The organism is Paucilactobacillus oligofermentans DSM 15707 = LMG 22743 (assembly GCF_001434315.1).
Lineage (GTDB): Bacteria > Bacillota > Bacilli > Lactobacillales > Lactobacillaceae > Paucilactobacillus > Paucilactobacillus oligofermentans.
On the sequence record NZ_AZFE01000031.1, the window covers coordinates 127,293 to 147,850 of the forward strand.

The window sequence follows — 20,558 nt, forward strand, 5'->3', positions numbered from 1 at the left end:
ATTTTTTTCTAGATTAAAGCTTGATTTCGATATCTACACCACTAGGCAAGTCGAGTTTCATTAATGAATCAACTGTCTTAGGTGTTGGATCTACGATGTCAATCAAACGCTTATGAGTACGCATTTCAAATTGTTCACGTGAATCCTTATGCTTATGTGGTGAACGGAGCACCGTGTATAAAGTACGTTCCGTTGGTAGCGGAATCGGACCTGAAATTGATGCACCTGTACGTTTCGCAGTCTCGACAATTTTGTCAGCAGACTGGTCTAAAATACGATGCTCATAAGCCTTCAAACGAATACGAATCTTTTGGTTTGCCATTTTGTTCCCTCCTTCGTCAATTTTTTAAAATTTGACTAGCTCCGTGAAAGTTACCGCCACATCCTGTGGCAAAGCGTCCGGGTGTGTCGCAATCTTTCGCATCAACGCTCTTCATTGTCTTAAGCCCACCCGAGGGCAGCATTCACCCCTTCGAAAGCTCAAGTACTTATCCATAATACTAGAATTATCAAGGTAACACAAGCTTTTTTCACAATTTATTGCTTTTTTTTTATTACATTTTCATGACAGATATTTTTATTAATTCTACAAAAAAATCTCAAAATCTGAAAAATAATCAGATTTTGAGATTTTTTACATTTAAGAATTATTCTTTAATGTTTGAACCACCATTTTTCTTGATGATTTCTTCTTGAACAGACTTAGGAACAGCTTCGTAATGATCAAATGTCATGGTAAATACTCCACGACCTTGTGATGCTGAACGAAGAGTTGTTGCATATCCGAACATTTCTGATAGAGGAACATAAGAATGAACTTGTTGTGCATTTCCACGTTCTTCCATACCATCAATACGTCCACGACGAGCAGTAACTTGTCCCATGATATCACCCATGTATTCTTCAGGGATAACGATATCAACTTTCATAATTGGTTCAAGGATAACAGCACCGGCATTCTTAGCAGCATTACGCAATGCTAATGAAGCGGCAACCTTAAATGAAGCTTCAGATGAATCGACATCATGATAACTACCATCATATAATTTGGCTTTCAAATCAACCAATGGATATCCGGCAAGAACACCATTTTCAAGTGATTCACGAAGACCTTGTTCAACTGAAGGAATATATTCACGAGGAACAACCCCACCAACAATAGCATCTTCGAATTCAAATCCAGCACCCTCTTCATTAGGTGTAAATTCGATTGAAACGTCCCCATATTGACCCTTACCACCAGATTGGCGAACAAACTTACCTTGAGCAGAAGTTTGTTTTGTGAAGGCTTCACGATAGGCAACTTGTGGAGCACCAACTGTAGCTTCAACGTTAAATTCACGTCTCATACGGTCAATGATGATATCCAAATGCAATTCACCCATTCCGGCGATCAATGTTTCACCAGTTTCAGGATTAGTTTCAGCCTTAAATGAAGGATCTTCTTCAGCAAGCTTTTGTAAAGCAATATCCATCTTATCTTGGTCAGCCTTTGATTTAGGTTCAACGGCAACTTGGATAACGGGATCAGGGAATTCCATAGATTCAAGTTTCAATGGATGATCAGGTGAAGTCAATGAATCACCAGTAGTTGTATTCTTTAGACCAATCGCAGCAGCGATATCACCAGAGAATACTTCTGGAATTTCTTGACGGTGATTTGAATGCATTTGTAGCAAACGACCAACACGTTCACGTTTACCCTTAGTTGTGTTCAATACATATGAACCTGATTCAAGTGTACCAGTATAAACACGGATAAATGTTAAACGACCAACGAAAGGATCAGTTGCAATCTTAAATGCTAAGGCAGCAAATGGCTTAGTATCATCAGCTTCAAGTTCAACATTTTCATCAGTATCAGGATCTGTTGCGTTGTATGGACGAACATCCAATGGTGATGGAAGATAGTCAACAACGGCATCTAACATCATTTGAACACCCTTATTCTTAAAGGCAGAACCAGCAAGAACAGGGAATAATGTTAGTTCCAAAGTTCCTTTACGGATAGCAGCTTTAATTTCTGCTTTAGAAACTTCTTCTCCGTTAAGGTATTTTTCCATAATGCCATCATCAATGTCAGCTAAAGTTTCAACCATAGCATCATGACGCTTCTTTGCTTCTTCAGCAAATTCTTCAGGAATATCAACTGTATCCCATTCTGCACCATCATCACCATGATAAAGATCAGCTTTCATTTCAACTAAATCAATGATACCGCGGAAGTCATCTTCGGCACCGATTGGCATTTGAATTGGTAAAGCATTAGCTTGAAGGCGATCTTTGATTGTTTCAACAGAAAAATCAAAGTTAGCACCCATCTTATCCATCTTGTTAGCAAAAACGATACGAGGAACATTGTATTCTGATGCTTGACGCCAAACTGTTTCAGTTTGAGGTTCTACACCGGCTTGTGCATCAAGCACAGCAACGGCGCCATCAAGAACACGAAGTGAACGTTCAACTTCAATAGTGAAATCCACGTGTCCAGGAGTATCAATAATGTTAATACGATGATCTTTCCATGCAGCTGTAGTAGCAGCTGATGTAATTGTGATCCCACGTTCTTGTTCTTGGGCCATCCAATCCATTTGTGAAGCTCCATCATGAGTTTCACCAATTTTATGAATTTTACCAGTATAGTACAAGATACGTTCTGTTGTAGTTGTTTTACCAGCATCAATATGGGCCATGATACCGATATTACGAGTCATTTCAAGTGGAAATTCGCGTTTGTTTGCCATCTGAAAATAGTTCTCCTTCCAAATTTTGAATAATTAGATTAACTTCTGAAAAAAAGTGGCTCCTATATGAACACATATAACAGCCACTTTTAAAAGATATTATTGGATTAAACCAATAATTTTGAATCTTACCAACGATAATGTGCGAATGCACGGTTGGCGTCAGCCATTTTATGAGTGTCTTCACGTTTCTTAACTGAAGCACCAGTTTCATTAGCTGCATCCATGATTTCACGTGCAAGACGTTCTGTCATAGTATGTTCCCCACGTGAACGTGAGTATTGAGCAATCCAACGAAGTGCAAGAGTTGTACGACGATCTGGACGAACTTCAATCGGAACTTGATAGTTAGATCCACCAACACGGCGAGCCTTAACTTCAAGAACTGGCATAACATTTTCCATTGCTTTTTCGAAAACTTCAACGGGATTGTTACCAGTTTCTTCCTTAATTAAATCAAATGCTGAATAGATAATTTTTGAAGCAGTTCCGCGCTTACCATCAATCATCAAACGGTTGATTAAGCTGGTAACTAGCTTTGAATTGTACATTGGATCTGGAATAACTTCTGCTTTTTGTACATGACCTTTACGTGGCATTAATTAACTTCCTCCTAAGCCTTTGGTTTTTTTGTTCCGTATTTAGAACGACTTTGACGACGTTCATCAACACCGGCAGTATCTAAAGTACCACGGACGATATGGTAACGAACCCCTGGTAAATCCTTAACACGGCCTCCACGAATCAAGACAACACTATGTTCTTGTAAGTTATGTCCGATACCTGGAATATAAGCTGTAACTTCAATCAAGTTTGAAAGACGTACACGAGCGTACTTACGTAGAGCAGAGTTAGGCTTTTTAGGTGTCATAGTTCCGACACGAGTAGCAACTCCTCGTTTTTGTGGTGATGGGTTAACAATAGCTGCTTTTTTGTAGCTGTTGTAACCAAAGCTCAAGGCAGGAGCCTTTGACTTTGATGTTTGAGACTTACGTCCCTTACGTACTAATTGGTTAATAGTAGGCATTAAAATGTTCCCCTTCCGAATTTTAAGTCCACACATCCAGGTGGTTCATTTTTTGTTATAAAAAAATGACACAAGAATCGTGTTTTAATTTGCGATACCCGTCGACGCCAGTAATAACTGTCAATCGACAGAATAACTGTGTTGTGAAAAAGCACCTTTACAAGAATAGCATGTGTTTATAGATGTGTCAACACGCTTTCCACCAAAACCACTTAACTTTTTTAATTAATTTAATTTATAAAAATCGCCGTAACTATTTTATAAAGGAGACTTTATCAATGTCATTCATTTTATTTTTATATGGAACAATTTTAGCATCATTTATTACCTTATGTGCATATCGAATTCCAAACCACGTTTCTATCTTTTATCCACGGTCCTATTGTGATCAATGTAATCACCAACTCCGCTACTGGCAACTAATCCCAATTATTGGATTCATTTTACAACGAGGCAAGTGCTATGATTGCAGGCAACGAATTACGCCACTTTCAACTTTACTTGAATTATTTGCCGGTTTCATTGCAATTCATGCGCCTTATCATCATTTAATTAATTTATTTGCATTCATCTTATTTTATTCGGCATTATTGTTCATTACTGCTACTGACTGGCAGCAACAATTTTTCTATTCATTTGGACTAATTGGCCTCTTGCCTGGAATTTCACTATTTAGTTCACATCATCATTGGACCTTAGCATTATTAATCTCATTAGTAGCCACTTTAGTATTTTTACTTTTGTTATCGCAATTAACTAATGGTTTAGGTGTTGGCGATATTGAACTAATCTTAATTTTTGAAATGTTAGTTGGTTTTTACGCTACTCTACAAATCATTTTAATTTCCTCTTCGCTAGCCATATTATTACTCATATTTATTCATAAACAGCAACGCATTGCGTTTGTTCCATTCTTATCGCTTGGCTTTATCTGTGTAACCCAATTTTTATTTTATATGTAAAAAAGGTCACTACCTGAGGTAGTGACCTTTTAAAATTAAAGCATTAACTAGCTTTAATCTTTACTATTTAATTCTTGTTCAACTTCACTAGTTGACTTGATTGAATAAACACCATCAGTAGCACCAACCTTGACAGATTTAGGCTTAATATTACGGTATTCGCCCATTCCTGTACCGGCAGGAATAATCTTACCAATAATAACATTTTCCTTCAATCCAACAAGTGGATCATGCTTCCCACGAATAGCGGCATCAGTCAAGACACGTGTTGTTTCTTGGAATGAAGCAGCTGATAAGAAACTATTAGTTTCCAAGGCAGCCTTAGTAATACCAAGAATTACAGGACGACCAGTGGCAGGAATTCCACCAGCAACAAGAGTCTTGTAGTTTTCATCACGGAAGTCATTGATATCCATCAAAGCACCAGGTAAGACATCAGTATCACCCGGATCCATGACACGAACTTTACGAATCATTTGACGAATCATGATTTCAACGTGCTTGTCCAAGATTTCAATACCTTGCATACGGTAAACCTTTTGGATTTCACTTAGCAAGTAAGTTTCAGTTGAAAGTACATCACGAACTTGAAGAAGCTCTTTAGGATCAATGGCACCATCATTCAATGGAGCGCCTCGATGAATATAATCACCTTCAGCAACCTTCATACGAGAAGTAATTGGTAATGTGTATGTTCTCGTATCAGTTTCACCCTTGATCGTAACTTCTTTGGTACGTTCAGCTGGATTTTCTTCAACTGATTCAACTGTACCAGTAACTTCGGTAATTTCAGCTTTACCCTTAGGATTACGTGATTCAACAATTTCTTGAATACGAGGAAGTCCTTGAGTAATATCTTCGTTACCAGCCACACCACCAGTATGGAAGTTACGCATGGTCAATTGAGTACCGGGTTCACCGATTGATTGAGCGGCAACTGTACCAACAGCTTCCCCAGCTTCAACACGGTCCCCGGTAGCAGCATTACGACCATAACAACGTTCGCAGACACCATGTTTAGTGTTACAAGTAAATGCAGAACGAATTGTTACTTTGGTAATACCAGCATCGATAATTGCTGTTGCAACATCTTCATCAATCATTTCATCACGGCCAATAATTACATCACCGGTTTGAGGATTCTTAACGGTTTTAATTGTGTAACGACCTAGAATTCGATCATACAATGGTTCAATCATTTCGTTACCATCAGTAATAGCAGCAACATCAAGCCCACGATCAGTATGACAATCAGCTTCACGAACGATAACATCTTGAGCAACATCAACTAGACGACGAGTTAAGTAACCTGAGTTGGCAGTCTTCAAAGCAGTATCAGTCATACCTTTACGAGCCCCATGGGTAGAAATAAACATTTCCAAAACATTTAGTCCTTCACGGAAGTTCGAGATAATAGGTAATTCCATAATCTTACCATTAGGTGCAGCCATCAAGCCACGCATACCAGCAAGTTGTGTAAAGTTTGAGATGTTACCACGGGCACCAGAATCACTCATCATATTGATTGGGTTATGGAGATCCATATCATCAATCAATTTTTGTTGAACTTCATCCTTAGCGTTATTCCAAACACCAATAACACGTTCATAACGTTCGTCATCAGTAATCAATCCACGACGGAATTGCTTAGTGATTGTTGCAACTTCTTTATGAGCGGCATCAATAATTTCTGGTTTTTCTTTTAAAACCGGAACATCAGCACTACCAACGGTAATTCCAGAAATAGTTGATTCATAATAGCCTAAATCCTTCATCCGATCCAATAGTAATGAAGTAGCTGTCACTTTATATTGCTTGTAAACTTCAGCAATAATATCTGACAAGAAACCTTTACGGAATGGTGGAACAAGTGGTGTTTCTGCAAGGCGAGCTTTAAGATCTTCTCCAGCGTTCAAGAAGTCAGTATCAGCAATCCCTTCAGTTAAGTTTTCACTAGTTGGTTCGTTCAAATAAGTCAATCCTTCAGGAAGAATATCATTAAATAGTAACTTACCAACAGTAGTGATTAAAACTTTTCCACGTTGTTCAGGAGTAAATGGTTTTTGTGGCATTGAGTCAACTGAAACCCCAACACGTGAATGTAAATGCACATAGCCATTTTGATAAGCAGTACGAGCTTCATTGATATCAGTGAAGACCATACCTTCTCCTTCACGACCAGCTTCTTCAGTCGTTAAGTAGTAGTTACCAATAACCATATCTTGTGAAGGTGTAACCACTGGTTGACCATCACGAGGTGAAAGAATATGTCCAGCAGCAAGCATTAACAAACGTGCTTCAGCTTGGGCTTCATCTGAAAGTGGTAAATGGATAGCCATTTGATCACCATCAAAATCGGCATTATAAGCTTCACAAACAAGTGGATGTAAACGCATAGCCTTACCAGAAACAAGAACTGGTTCGAAAGCTTGGATTCCCAATCGATGCAATGTAGGGGCACGGTTCAATAGAACCGGATGTTCCTTAATAACGTCTTCTAAGACGTCATATACATCATCATCTTGGCGATCAATCTTACGTTTAGCATTCTTGATATTTGAAGCTAATTCGCGTGAAACAAGTTCTTTCATGATAAATGGTTTGAACAATTCCATTGCCATTTGAACAGGTAATCCCATTTGGCTCATCTTAAGTGATGGACCAACATCGATAACTGAACGGCCAGAATAATCAACACGTTTACCAAGTAAGTTTTGACGGAAACGTCCTTGCTTACCTTTAAGTAAATGAGAAAGTGATTTCAATGGACGGTTACCAGGACCAGCAACTGGACGGCCACGACGACCATTATCAATCAATGCATCAACGGCTTCTTGAAGCATCCGTTTTTCATTTTGAACGATAATTCCAGGAGCATTTAAGTCTAACAAGCGTTTCAATCTGTTGTTACGGTTGATAACCCGACGATACAAATCATTCAAATCAGAAGTGGCAAAACGGCCACCTTCAAGTTGAACCATTGGGCGAAGATCTGGTGGCATAACAGGAACAACGTCAACTACCATCCAGTCAGGGCGGTTACCTGATTTGATAAAGGCTTCTAAAATATCCAAACGACGTACTGCACGAGTACGTTTTTGACCAGAAACTTCTTTCAAATCTTCTTTTAATTCGTTAGCTTCTTTTTCAAGATCAACATTTTCCAGCAATTGTTGAATTGCTTCTGCACCCATAGCTGCAGTGAAACGATTACCATATTCAAGTTTCTTTTCACGGTAATCAGCTTCTGAAAGAAGTTGTTTGGTTTCCATTGGTGTGTCTCCACCGTTGATAACAACGTATGAAGCGAAATAAATGATTTCTTCCAATGAACGAGGGCTCATGTCTAAGACAAGTCCCATCCGACTTGGGATACCCTTGAAGTACCAAATGTGAGTTACTGGAGCAGCTAGTTCAATATGACCCATTCGTTCACGACGAACTTTTGAACGAGTAACTTCAACCCCACAGCGATCACAAACAACACCCTTATAACGGATTCGTTTGTACTTACCACAGGCACATTCCCAGTCTTTTGTTGGTCCAAAGATCCGTTCGTCAAACAATCCATCTTTTTCTGGCTTTAAAGTACGGTAGTTGATGGTTTCTGGCTTTTTAACTTCACCAAATGACCAGCTACGAACCTTATCTGGAGATGCCAGACCGATTTGCATGCTTTCAAAATTATTAACGTCAATCAAAGGATGATCCTCCTTATTTTAATTCTACAGTTTTTAAATGAAATTAATCTTGTTGAGTTTCTTTTGGAGATGCAACTTGATCAACAGGCGTTGATGCAGCTTCCGTTGCATTAGCTTGTTCTTGAGCCTGTTGTTCTTGTTGAGCAGCAAACTTACTTAAGGCATCAACGTTTACAACGTCGTCCCCTTCATCATCCATATCGCGAAGTTCAATTTCTTCATCTTCTGAATCAAGAACCTTCATATCTAATCCAAGTGCTTGTAATTCCTTAACTAGAACACGGAATGACTCAGGAACACCTGGCTTTGGAATTGGTTCACCCTTAACGATTGCTTCATAGGTCTTTACACGACCAACAACATCATCAGACTTGTAAGTTAAGATTTCTTGAAGGGTATAAGCGGCACCATAAGCTTCAAGAGCCCAAACTTCCATTTCACCAAAACGTTGTCCACCAAATTGTGCTTTACCACCAAGTGGTTGTTGCGTAACTAATGAGTAAGGTCCGATTGAACGAGCATGGATCTTATCATCAACCATGTGGGCAAGTTTCATATAATGCATTACACCAACGGCAATACGATTATCAAATGCTTCACCAGTCCGACCATCATAAAGGACAGTCTTACCATCAGATGGTAAACCAGCTTCTTCAACAGCAGCCCAAACATCATCATCAGTTGCACCATCAAAAACTGGTGTTGCAATATGAATTCCGAGTTCTTTAGCAGCCATACCTAAATGCAATTCGATAACTTGCCCAATATTCATACGAGAAGGCACACCCATGGGGCTCAACATAATGTCAACAGGTGTTCCATCTGGCATATATGGCATATCTTCTTGAGGGATAACAACGGAAACAGTACCCTTGTTACCATGACGTCCAGCCATCTTATCACCAACTTGTAGCTTACGCTTTTGGGCAATAAAGACACGAACCATCATGTTAACACCTGGTGAAAGTTCATCGCCATTTTCACGAGTAAAGATTTGAACATCTTGAACAATACCTTCACCACCATGAGGAACCTTAAGTGATGTATCACGAACTTCACGTGATTTTTCACCAAAGATAGCATGGAGTAAACGTTCTTCAGCTGATAATTCAGTTACACCCTTAGGAGTAACCTTACCAACTAGAATGTCACCATCATGGACTTCAGCACCAACACGGATAATACCCTTGTCATCAAGATCCTTCAATGAATCTTCACCAACATTAGGAATTTCACGTGTCATTTCTTCAGGTCCAAGTTTAGTATCACGAGCTTCTGATTCATATGATTCGATATGAATTGAAGTATACACGTCATCACGAACTAAACGTTCGTTAATTGCGATGGCATCTTCGAAGTTATAACCTTGCCAAGTCATGAATGCAACAATTGGGTTTTGACCTAAAGCCAATTCCCCTTGTTCCATTGATGGACCATCAGCAAGAATTTCATTAGCATCAACCTTGTCGCCTAATTTAACAATTGGACGTTGGTTGTAGTTTTTACCACCATTAGAACGGTGGAATTTCATTAATTTGTAATTATCAAGTGCGCCATCTTCACGACGTACGCGAATGCTACGAGCATCAACGTATTCAACTACACCGTCATTCTTGGCAATTAAAGCAACACCAGAATCATGGGCAGCATCATATTCAATCCCAGTTCCAACAAGTGGAGAGTGAGGATCGAGCAATGGAACAGCTTGACGTTGCATATTAGCACCCATCAAAGCACGGTTAGAATCATCGTTTTCCAAGAAAGGAATACATGCAGTAGCAACTGCTACAACTTGTTTAGGTGAAACATCCATGTAATCAAGATTTTCAATTCCAGTTTCCAAGTTTTCTGATTGCGCACGAGCCATAACTGTATCCGCAACAAACGAACCGTCGTCATTCAACTTCGAGTTAGCTTGAGCAATTACATAGTTATCTTCTTCGTCAGCAGTCAAATAATCGATTTTTTCAGTAACTTTATGGTTTTCCCATGAAACACGACGATATGGAGTTTCAATAAATCCATAACGGTTAACACGAGCGTAACTAGAAAGACTATTGATCAAACCAATATTAGGACCTTCTGGCGTTTCAATCGGACACATACGACCATAATGAGTATAGTGAACGTCTCGAACTTCATATCCAGCACGGTCACGAGTCAAACCACCAGGTCCAAGGGCTGAAAGACGACGTTTATGTGTCAATTCACCTAATGGGTTAGTTTGATCCATGAATTGTGATAGTTGTGATGAACCAAAGAATTCTTTGATTGATGCAACCACTGGACGGATATTGATTAATTGTTGAGGAGTAACTGTTTCGCGGTCTTGGATTGACATCCGTTCACGAACAACTCGTTCCATCCGTGAAAGACCAATTCTAAATTGATTTTGTAATAATTCACCAACTGAACGAATACGACGGTTACCTAAATGATCAATATCATCGGTGTTTCCGATACCTTCTTGAAGATCAAAGAAGTAGTTCATTGATGCCAAGATATCTGCAGGTACAATATGTTTATATTTAAGATCAATATGACCGTTTCCAATCATTGGTACTTCACGTTCAGGATCATTCTTAGAGAAGACCATGATTTTTTGCAAAATAACAGGATCAGTAACAACGGCTTGATCTGAAGGTGTGTATGTGATGGTCTTGAAGTCTTCACGATCAAGGTATTCGCCTAAATCTTTCATAACTTCTTTGGTAATCACGTCACCCTTTTGAGCAATTACTTCACCAGTTTCTGGATCAGCAAGTGTTTCAGCAAGTGTTTGATTTAACAGACGTGTCTTCAAATTAAGCTTCTTGTTAGTCTTGTAACGACCAACTGGAGCCATATCATAACGCTTTGGATCGAAGAAACGAGCTGTCAATAAACTACGTGAAGAATCAGCAGTCTTGGGTTCACCCGGACGAAGACGTTCGTAAACATCCTTCAAGGCTTCTTCAACACGTGAATCTTCATTGTTTTTATGAATATCTTTATCTAAGGTCAACGAAAGTGAATCATTGTTACCAAACATATCAATAATTTCATCATCAGAACCGAAACCTAAAGCACGAACTAGTTCAGTCAAAGGAACCTTACGAGTTCTATCGATACGAACGTACGTTACGTCTTTAGCATCAGTTTCATATTCCAACCATGCTCCACGGTTAGGAATAAAAGTTGCGCCAAAACTAGGGCGACCGTTCTTATCAGCTTCTTCACTAAAGTAAACCCCTGGTGAACGAACCAATTGAGAAACGATAACACGTTCAGCACCATTAATAATGAAAGTACCTTGGTTAGTCATTAATGGGAAATCACCAAAGAAAACATCTTGCGATTTGATTTCGCCAGTTTCGTGGTTTGTCAAACGAAGTGTCACATGCAATGGAGCTGAGTAATTAGCGTCATGTTCACGCGCCTCATCCACTGTATACTTTGGTTCTAATAATTGATAATCAACAAACTCTAATGATAGGTTTCCTTGGAAATCATCAATAGGCATGATATCATCAAACATTTCTCGCAGACCTTCGTCCAAGAACCATTGATAAGAATCAGATTGAATCTCGATCAAGTTAGGTAAATCTAGAACTTCTTTAATCCGTGAGTAACTACGACGAGTACGGTGCTTTCCGTACTTAACTAAATGTCCTGCCAAGCTGTTCACCTCTCTGTTTTTGATTGACAGAGTTCATCTTGCAAATGTTACGTTTTGATTACAAATGCACCAAAACGACCTTTTTAAGCACAAAAAAATCCAAAAACAGCCATTGCTGTTTTTGGGTTATTTATGAAGCACAGTATGGACAATAGATCACACTGCGCAAATGAACTCGAAAATATACAAATTCAATTGTACCTCAAACTAGCTAAATGTCAACTAGTTCGCCTATTGTTCGTCTGGTTCTTCCGCAATTCCAAATAAGATTAATCTCAATGATAATTTACCTTTATCGCGAGTCGAAATTGATTGACCACCAATTCGATAAAAACTGCTAAACATCGCATTTAAGCTATAGATTAAAATATCAGCAGCTTCATCTGGTAAGACTTCTTTACGTAATTTAACTTCTGGTAAATTGAAATAACCTGTTAATGGGTCAAGATAATACATCCGATAAAGCATCCCCAGCTTACGTTGCCCCGCTGGTGATAAGTGAGCATAGCTTTCATGGATAAAGATACCAACACCCTTTGGATGAATATCGAATAGATTCTTTGTAATCTCGTCAATTCGATTTAATGGTTGTAATCTAGGCTTCAGCACGCCCTGACCAATAACTTCACGTACATCTTTACCAACCCGATTAACGACTTCTAAGTAAACCGCTTCTTTATCATTAAAATGGTGATACATTGCTGGCTGAGTAATTCCGGCAACGTCAGCAATATTACGTGTCGACGTTTCGGCATAGCCCTTTTCTAAAAATACTTTACGGGCAGAATTAATAATTAGTTCGCGTGTTTTTTCACTTCTTGATTGCTCTTGAACCATCAAATTACTCCAATCTTTTGATTTACGTGTAAATTACAACACAACTACGGAAAATTAGCTACCAAAAGCAACCGATTTCTCTAAAAAAGAGTTTAGGAAAAAGACTCCCCTAAACTCCCAATTTTACTTCATTGCTAACCCCTTGTGTTGCTCACTTACATTTACCTTAATTTTACCAGAACGGGCCCCAACTGTCACTGTATCTCCGACATTTATTTCACCAGATAACATTGATTCACTAAGCAAATCTTCGACCTTCGATTGTAAAGCGCGACGAATTGGTCGTGCACCATATTCTGGATCAAATCCGGCAGTAGCAACGACATCAATTGCCGCTGGCGTTACCTTCAAATCAATTCCTTGTTCACTCATGCGTTTAATCACGTTTTTCGTCATTAATTTAACAATTTGATGTAATTCATCTTTTTGTAATGAATGAAAAATCACGGTTTCATCAATTCGATTAAGGAACTCTGGACGGAAATGTAATTTTAGTTGTTCTTGGATCGTGCTCGACATTGCCTGATAATTATCCTGCATATCTTTAGCACCAAAACCGACTTCTTTTTCATCACGTAACGCTGTGGCTCCAAGATTAGAAGTCATAATTAAAATCGTATTTCTAAAATCAACCTTACGACCCTTGGCATCAGTTAAATAACCATCATCTAACACTTGAAGTAACAGGTTAAATACATCCGAATGCGCTTTTTCTGCTTCATCTAGTAACACCACTGAATAAGGATGTTGACGAACTTTTTCAGTCAATTGACCACCTTCGTCATAGCCCACATAGCCTGGTGCTGCACCAATCAAACGGCTGGTACTATATTTTTCCATATATTCAGACATATCAACCCGAATCATACTATCTTCAGAGCCAAACACTGATTCAGCTAAGGCTTTAGCTAATTCAGTTTTACCAACCCCAGTTGGTCCAAGGAACATAAATGAACCGATTGGTCGATTAGGATCTTTCAAGCCACTACTAGAACGACGAATTGCCCGAGAAACAGCAGAAACGGCTTTAGCTTGACCAATTATTCGTTTATGCAAGATACCTTCAAGATTAACTAATCGTTCACTTTGACTCTTTTGTAATTGAGTTAATGGAATTCCTGTCCACTCAGAAACTACTTCAGCAACATCTTCACCGCTAACCTTTAAATCATACTTAGCTGTACTTGTCTGTGCTGGAGCTACTTGCTTATTTAATTTAGCTTTCAACTTCAATTCATCTTGTCTTAACTCAGCTGCTAAATCAAAGTTTTGATCTTCAATTGCTTGTTCTTTTTGAATACTTAATTTTTCAAGTTTTTCAATATTCTTCGTTTTTTTAGATGGATGGTCTTGCGAATCAATTCGGACCTTAGCCGAAGCTTCATCCATTAAATCAATTGCCTTATCTGGTAAAAAGCGATCACTAATATATCGTGACGATAACGTAACCGCTTGTTGAATTGCTTCATCCGTAATTTCAACATGATGATGATCTTCATAACGATCTTTTAATCCTGTTAAAATTTGAACCGCTTCATCTTCAGTTGGTTCTGCTACTTGAACCGTTGCAAAACGACGTTCCAATGCTGCATCGGTTTCAATATATTTTTGATATTCATCTAACGTCGTAGCCCCAATGGTTTGTAATTCGCCACGAGCCAGTGCCGGTTTCAAGATATTAGAAGCATCAATTGCCCCTTCAGCTCCACCAGCTCCAATTAGCGTATGCAATTCATCAATAAAGAGAATTACATTCCCATCACGGTAAATTTCATCAATAATTTTTTTCAAGCGATCTTCAAATTCACCACGGTACTTAGTCCCAGCAACTAACGATCCCATATCAAGCATCATTAACCGCTTATGCACTAAATCACCTGGAACATCCCCACTAATAATTCGTTGTGCGAGCCCTTCAGCAATCGCTGTTTTACCAACACCGGGTTCACCAATTAAAACTGGATTATTTTTTGTCCGGCGACTCAAAATTTGCACTACCCGACGAACTTCTTTGTCACGGCCAACAACTGGATCCATTTTATCTTCACGAGCGCTTTGAGTAAGATCACGTGCCAATGAATCTAAAGTTGGCGTTCCTTCATCCTGTGGTGCTTTTTGCTTACTCGTTTGTCGACGTTTAGGTGTATCTGAAACTCCAAGACGGCGCATCACAATACGACGTGCTTGACTTAAATCAACATCTAAATTTAATAAAATCCGTGATGAAAGAATACTTTCATCTAGAAGTAAAGCTAATAATAAATGCTCAGTACCAATTTTTAATGAACCAAGTCGTTTTGCTTCTTCCCCTGAAACCGATAAAATTTCTTTTGCTTTAGGTGAATATGGTAGGTAACTATCTTTATCCGCACCGATTAACGTTCCATAACCAGTAAATCGTTCAATTTCTTCACGAATATCATCTTTGCCAACTGAAAATTGTTGCAATACCTTACTAGCAATCCCGTTTTGCTCGATACTTAAGGCCAACAATAAATGTTCAGTGCCCACGGCTTGATGTTTAAAATGCTTCGCCTGCTCTTGAGCTAACGCGAGTACATTTTTAGCACTTGGTGTAAATAAGTTATCCATACAATTCCCCTCTTTCTTAACTTTCGTATCGCAATCTGTTTAATAATGAAATTAAAATATGTGCTCGCAGCGTATCGCCAATTTGTCGATTATCAAATGCTAATGTCTGCTTAGCAACTGTAACTACCATCAAATCTGCTTCACGACGTGTAATTACATCTTCGTCATATAATGTTTGGATAATTGAAATTGCATCTCGTTCATTAATTTCGTCACCTATCACTTGAATTAATGTGTTTAAAACGGCCACATCATCCATCAAATTAACTTTTTCAATTCGAATATAGCCACCGCCACCCCGTTTACTTTCAACAAGATAACCATTTTGAATGGTAAAACGAGTCTTGATGACGTAATTAATCTGTGAAGGTACGACATCAAATAGGTCAGCAACTTCAGAACGTCTGATTTCTACGTGCTCAGAATCAGACAAAATGTTTTTTAAATAATTCTCAATGACATCTGAGATATTTTGGCCTTCCATAACTAACCTCCTATATCTTTGACTAATGTTGACTAATATTATACAAACATAATCAGGAATTGCAAATGATTTAAACTTAATTACCGCTTTTATGTAAAAAAATAGTTGAACCTTAATTTTGGCCAACTATTTTCTCTTTAAATTCAATTATCTATTCATTTGAATCAGATGTATTTTCACTTTCACGTTTGTTTAAAATCATATCAACAAGGTAAGCAATTCCACCTAATACTGCTGTAAAGATTGTCAACATTGCAATTGCAAACCAGACACTATAATCAGCACCATTAATCAAATTTTCAAAACCATGAATTGCATATGTCATTGGTAGCACATTTCCAGCGGCTTGATAGAAACTTGATAACATGGCATTAGGGAATACCTGGCCCGTAATGATTACTTGAAGTAATGCTAGCAAGACTGCAAACAAGACTCCAACGCGACCGAATACGTGATAAAGCAGCATACAAACTAATGTAAAGAAGATTGATGTTAATAATGTGAATAAAATCAATCCAAACCAATTAGCTACGGTTACTCCTAGAATTCCAATTAGAATTGAAGCCACGATTGCTTGCACAACCGCTGTAATTCCAATGGCAAGTAAAGGTTCTTGTAATAAGCTGACTTTACGTTTCTTAGGAATAAACAAACCAAGTTGTGTCACTACTGCACTTAAGAATAATACTAGGGCTAAGACTAATGGTGCAAATGTATTCTTTAAGTCCTGAGTATCATTGCTAATGTTCTTCGTCACTACCGGTGTTGCAAAATGATTAGTATTCTTATTAGTATCGTTAACTGGTGTCAATTGAGCAACTCCATCTTGTAATGAAGTGTTCAACTTGTTAGTTCCGTTACCAGCAGTCACCAAACCATCTTGAACTTGATGAGAGCCATCAGCTAATTGTTTAGAACCACTAGCTGCTTGATCAGTGGCAGTAACAATTTGACTTGTTCCCGCCCGTAATTGTGGACTAGCAGTTGTTAATTGAGAACTACCCGCATTCAACTGCGTGATTCCTGATAACAATTGACCAACACCATCAATTAAGGTTGGTGCTGATTGCGCCAATGAACCATTGCCATCAGCAACTTGAGTTGCACCACTAATCAATTTACCCAAGGCCGTATCAATCACACCTTGAACATGTGTTAAGTTACTCTTCAATACCGTGGTACTTCCAGCAACTGTTTTCAACTGGTTGATTGAATCATCACTGAGTAAGCCGTCTGTTTCAGCAAATAAGCTATTAGCTTCAGTCATAATACCTTCAACTTGCGCAATCATTTGATTGGCATCATCTTCTGACAAGTTAGCTCCACTTAACTGATCGCTAAACTTATCTAAAGCGGTGGTTGATTGATCATTAACCATCTTCAAAATGCTAGCATTGGTTTTAGCATCTGACGCCAATGTTTTTGTTGCAGTAGCATTAGCTGTTGCTGCTGTTTCTAAGGCAGCTTTTTGTGTTGGATCGGTAACCTTAGCAATTTCTGCATCTAAAGCAGCTTGCGCTGTTGTTGAGGTAGCAGTATCAGTTGCTACTTTTTCTTGTGACTTTGATAACATCATTGCTAACGCTAAATTATTTTTTAGCGACGAAATATCACCCTTTGCAGTTTCTAAAGTTCCTAGTAACGGCGCTAAAGTTTTCATCGTTGCCAATGCCGATTGCATTCCAGCCATATCCGCCTTTAACTTAGCTGTATCAGTTTGTGCTTGTTTCATTGTTGCAGTCATGCTAGAAACATTACTAATAATGCCATCATTTGCCGCAATTCCAGCTTGAATTTGCGAAAAGGCACTATCAATTCCAACTGCATCAGGATCTGTACTACCTGGAACCCCAGATTGAAGCTGTACAATTCCAGTCTTTAGTTGTGATGAGCCATCAGCTAATTGTGCCGTTCCACTTACAAGTGGTTGCGCCTTAGCAGCTAACTCTTGAATTCCAGCTAACATTTTCGTGTTAGCTGAGGCTAAGGTGTCCACACCAGTTGTATAGGTATTTACACCTTCATCCAGTGTTGTTGCCCCTGACTTAAATTCAATCATTTTGGTTGAAAGTAAATCAAGATTACGGACAATTTGACTATTACCATCTTGTAACTTAACCATTCCATCGTCTAATTGTTGTGTTCCATCAGCAGCTTGTTTAGTTCCATCTGATAACTTCTTCACACCGTTCAACAAGGTTTTACTATATGCTTCTTGTAAATCAGTCTTAACTTGGTTAGTGACTGTTTCCGCAACTGTCGTTGAAACCATTGATGACACATAGTTATTTTTCTTAGATTTATAAACATCAACTAAACTAACTTTCGGATTTTTTTCCATTGCCGTTCCAGCATTAGCTGAAAAATCTTTTGGTAATTTAATTTCTAGATAAACATCCCCAGATTTAAGTTTCTTCTGTGCGGTTGCTTCATCCATAAATTCCCATTTAACTTGTTTGTCCTTCTTTAAGGTACTAACTACCTGTTCACCCATGTTAATAACTTGTCCATTACTTTCAATCGACTTATCTTGATTAACAATGGCAACCGGCACGTTTTTCGTAGCATTTGTTTGTTCATATTGAATAAAATTAAAAATTGCAATCAGCAAAGCTGCTGGAATTAAACAAGCAAGTACTACATACGCGATCCGTTTACCTCGGGTATTCCCGAAATTACTAAACATTTAACGTCCTCCATTCTACCTTAAACATATTTGTTTTTTTGATTAATGACATGAATCGTTTATTACTTTACCTGTTACCCGTATTAAATGTCAACCCTTTACATTAAAACTAATTAGTGGCTATTAATAATAGTTGCCACTATCAACAATCGTTTAAGCACAATACCACAGGACTTAGTAAATTTTAGATAATCATTATAAAATCATGATATTTAGACTGAATTTTTTATTAATTATCCATTTAGCTACCATTCTTCAAACTTATTTCATATCAAAAAAAGAGTAAATACCGTAAAAATAAATCATAGTATCTACTCTGTTTAATTGTGGATAATTTAAATAAACGTCAAAAACCTATCATTCCAAATATCTTCATAAAAATGCCTAGTCTCAGTACCATCCATGTAGTCATTATCTAATGTAAATGTTGTATCTCGCTGCATTTCTAGAGAATATCCAATTCCGTGAGCCATTTTAATTGTCGTATCAACACAATATTCAACTTGTGCACCACAAATTTGAATAGTCTGAATGTTTAAATCATTAAGTAGTTCTTGTAAATTAGTTTTATAAAATGAATTTGCATGTGTCTTTTGTATAAAATAAGCATTTGCAGGAACTTGAAGTTCATCAATCACTTTCCATGCCTGCTTTCCTTGAACTAATTGATCATCATTATGTTGAATCATAATAACAGGTTTACCATTTTTGGAATATAAATTTATTTGGTTATTTATCTTAGCCACCATTGAAATAAGATATCTTGCATCTCCGCCAGCTACAACCCCATTTTGTAAATCTATTACTAATAACGCATCAGCCATCATATCGTCTCCCAATATATCTATTATTTGCTGCATATAATATCTTAATATTTATTTCATTGCAAAAATAAACGTCAACTTTATACTATATCTTTTGAATCTACCTTATTGTTAGCGTTACAATATGAGTAATTAGTTGAAGGGAGATCAAACATGTCAAATTTATATGATTTAAGTGGTAAAGTCGCAATCGTTACTGGTGCTTCTTCAGGATTAGGTGCCGATGCTGCTCGTGCTTACGCAGAAGCTGGTGCCGATGTTGCTTTATTTGCTCGTCGTGCTGATAAACTAGCTAATGTAGCTAAAGAAATCGAAGCAATGGGTCGTAAAGCATTAGCAATCGCTGTCGATGTTGCAAATGAAGAACAAGTTAAAAGCGGTATTCAACAAGTCGTTGAAACTTTTGGTAAGGTCGATATTTTACTTAACAACGCCGGTATTGCCGTCCCTGGTGGGGTTGAAGATCTAACTGAAGCACAATGGGACCAAGGAATGGACGTTAACGTCAAAGGTCCTTTCCTGATGAGTAAATACGTAGTTCCCTTGATGCGTAAAGCTAAATACGGCAAGATCGTTAACGTTGCTTCAGTTAATGCCATCATTGCCGATAAAGTACCTGTTTTATGGCGTCACAACTATAATGCATCCAAAGATGGTGTGCGTGGTTTAACCCTTGGCATGGCCGCTTCATACGCACAAGATAACATTACCGTTAACTCAATTGGCCCTGGTCTCTTTGAAAGTGAAATGACTGAAAATACTTTATTTAAAAATGAAGGCTTTTTACAGGCATACAACGCTTCAACCCCAGCCTCTCGTCCCGGGAAACGCGGCGAATTAAATGGCACAATTTTGTTCTTCTCTTCTGATGCCTCTAGCTATGTAACTGGCCAATACGTTGCCGTCGATGGTGGTGCATCAATCGTTTAAATTATAATTTTATCCATATAAAAAGAAGTTAAACTTTTGAGTTTAACTTCTTTTTTTATGCACCCAGCAGGAGTCGAACCTGCAACCTTCTGATTCGTAGTCAGACACTCTAT

General features: G+C 38.2%; 13 protein-coding genes. 2 read left to right on the forward strand and 11 right to left on the reverse strand.

All coding sequences use genetic code 11. The annotated features are described in order from the left end of the window. Positions 1–13: 13 nt before the first annotated feature. The 4 genes from rpsJ to rpsL form a co-directional block, all read right to left on the reverse strand. A complete protein-coding gene (rpsJ, locus tag FC70_RS04305; protein ID WP_057889775.1) occupies positions 14–322 on the reverse strand; it encodes a 30S ribosomal protein S10 in 309 nt (102 codons plus the stop codon). A 325-nt stretch (positions 323–647) separates the two neighbouring features. Further along, entirely contained in the window at positions 648–2,744 is a 2,097-nt protein-coding gene (fusA, locus tag FC70_RS04310) for an elongation factor G (protein ID WP_057889776.1), read from the reverse strand. Positions 2,745–2,872: 128 nt separating this feature from the next. Next, entirely contained in the window at positions 2,873–3,343 is a 471-nt protein-coding gene (gene rpsG / locus FC70_RS04315) for a 30S ribosomal protein S7 (protein ID WP_057889777.1), read from the reverse strand. 14 nt (positions 3,344–3,357) lie between these two features. After that, positions 3,358–3,771, reverse strand: coding sequence for a 30S ribosomal protein S12 (gene rpsL / locus FC70_RS04320; RefSeq protein WP_057889778.1), 414 nt, complete (start codon positions 3,769–3,771; stop codon positions 3,358–3,360). 278 nt (positions 3,772–4,049) lie between these two features. Between rpsL and FC70_RS04325 the strand changes: the two genes are divergently transcribed. Then, on the forward strand, positions 4,050–4,733 hold the full coding sequence (locus FC70_RS04325; RefSeq protein WP_057889779.1) for a prepilin peptidase: 684 nt from the start codon (positions 4,050–4,052) through the stop codon (positions 4,731–4,733). Between the two features lie 53 nt (positions 4,734–4,786). On the opposite strand, the gene rpoC is transcribed toward FC70_RS04325, so the two are convergent. The 7 genes from rpoC to FC70_RS04360 all read right to left on the reverse strand — a co-directional run bounded on the left by rpoC (position 4,787) and on the right by FC70_RS04360 (position 19,518). Further along, positions 4,787–8,434, reverse strand: coding sequence for a DNA-directed RNA polymerase subunit beta' (gene rpoC, locus FC70_RS04330; protein WP_057889780.1), 3,648 nt, complete (start codon positions 8,432–8,434; stop codon positions 4,787–4,789). Positions 8,435–8,477: 43 nt separating this feature from the next. Then, positions 8,478–12,101: a DNA-directed RNA polymerase subunit beta gene (gene rpoB / locus FC70_RS04335; protein ID WP_083478639.1), complete on the reverse strand. Its 3,624-nt coding sequence runs from the start codon at positions 12,099–12,101 to the stop codon at positions 8,478–8,480. Between the two features lie 222 nt (positions 12,102–12,323). Continuing rightward, positions 12,324–12,929 (reverse strand): TetR/AcrR family transcriptional regulator, encoded by a 606-nt coding sequence (locus FC70_RS04340; RefSeq protein ID WP_057889782.1) that lies wholly within the window; start codon positions 12,927–12,929, stop codon positions 12,324–12,326. A gap of 123 nt (positions 12,930–13,052) precedes the next feature. Then, positions 13,053–15,521: an ATP-dependent Clp protease ATP-binding subunit gene (locus FC70_RS04345; RefSeq protein ID WP_057889783.1), complete on the reverse strand. Its 2,469-nt coding sequence runs from the start codon at positions 15,519–15,521 to the stop codon at positions 13,053–13,055. A gap of 16 nt (positions 15,522–15,537) precedes the next feature. Continuing rightward, positions 15,538–16,005 (reverse strand): CtsR family transcriptional regulator, encoded by a 468-nt coding sequence (locus tag FC70_RS04350; protein WP_057889784.1) that lies wholly within the window; start codon positions 16,003–16,005, stop codon positions 15,538–15,540. 151 nt (positions 16,006–16,156) lie between these two features. Then, entirely contained in the window at positions 16,157–18,691 is a 2,535-nt protein-coding gene (locus FC70_RS04355; protein WP_057889785.1) for a YhgE/Pip domain-containing protein, read from the reverse strand. A gap of 335 nt (positions 18,692–19,026) precedes the next feature. Further along, positions 19,027–19,518 carry a cysteine hydrolase family protein gene (locus FC70_RS04360; protein WP_057889786.1) on the reverse strand — a complete coding sequence of 164 codons (492 nt, stop codon included), beginning with the start codon at positions 19,516–19,518 and terminating at the stop codon, positions 19,027–19,029. A 150-nt stretch (positions 19,519–19,668) separates the two neighbouring features. On the opposite strand from FC70_RS04360, the gene FC70_RS04365 reads away from it, so the two are divergent. Beyond that, positions 19,669–20,445, forward strand: coding sequence for an SDR family NAD(P)-dependent oxidoreductase (locus FC70_RS04365; protein ID WP_057889787.1), 777 nt, complete (start codon positions 19,669–19,671; stop codon positions 20,443–20,445). The last annotated feature ends 113 nt before the right edge of the window (positions 20,446–20,558 follow it).

What these genes read in the sequence shown, in the direction of transcription:
- rpsJ (WP_057889775.1), bottom strand. Translation starts at nt 322, where the DNA reads ATGGCAAACCAAAAGATTCGTATTCGTTTGAAGGCTTATGAGCATCGT.
- fusA (WP_057889776.1), bottom strand. Translation starts at nt 2,744, where the DNA reads ATGGCAAACAAACGCGAATTTCCACTTGAAATGACTCGTAATATCGGT.
- rpsG (WP_057889777.1), bottom strand. Translation starts at nt 3,343, where the DNA reads ATGCCACGTAAAGGTCATGTACAAAAAGCAGAAGTTATTCCAGATCCA.
- rpsL (WP_057889778.1), bottom strand. Translation starts at nt 3,771, where the DNA reads ATGCCTACTATTAACCAATTAGTACGTAAGGGACGTAAGTCTCAAACA.
- FC70_RS04325 (WP_057889779.1), top strand. Translation starts at nt 4,050, where the DNA reads ATGTCATTCATTTTATTTTTATATGGAACAATTTTAGCATCATTTATT.
- FC70_RS04340 (WP_057889782.1), bottom strand. Translation starts at nt 12,929, where the DNA reads ATGGTTCAAGAGCAATCAAGAAGTGAAAAAACACGCGAACTAATTATT.
- FC70_RS04345 (WP_057889783.1), bottom strand. Translation starts at nt 15,521, where the DNA reads ATGGATAACTTATTTACACCAAGTGCTAAAAATGTACTCGCGTTAGCT.
- FC70_RS04350 (WP_057889784.1), bottom strand. Translation starts at nt 16,005, where the DNA reads ATGGAAGGCCAAAATATCTCAGATGTCATTGAGAATTATTTAAAAAAC.
- FC70_RS04355 (WP_057889785.1), bottom strand. Translation starts at nt 18,691, where the DNA reads ATGTTTAGTAATTTCGGGAATACCCGAGGTAAACGGATCGCGTATGTA.
- FC70_RS04360 (WP_057889786.1), bottom strand. Translation starts at nt 19,518, where the DNA reads ATGATGGCTGATGCGTTATTAGTAATAGATTTACAAAATGGGGTTGTA.
- FC70_RS04365 (WP_057889787.1), top strand. Translation starts at nt 19,669, where the DNA reads ATGTCAAATTTATATGATTTAAGTGGTAAAGTCGCAATCGTTACTGGT.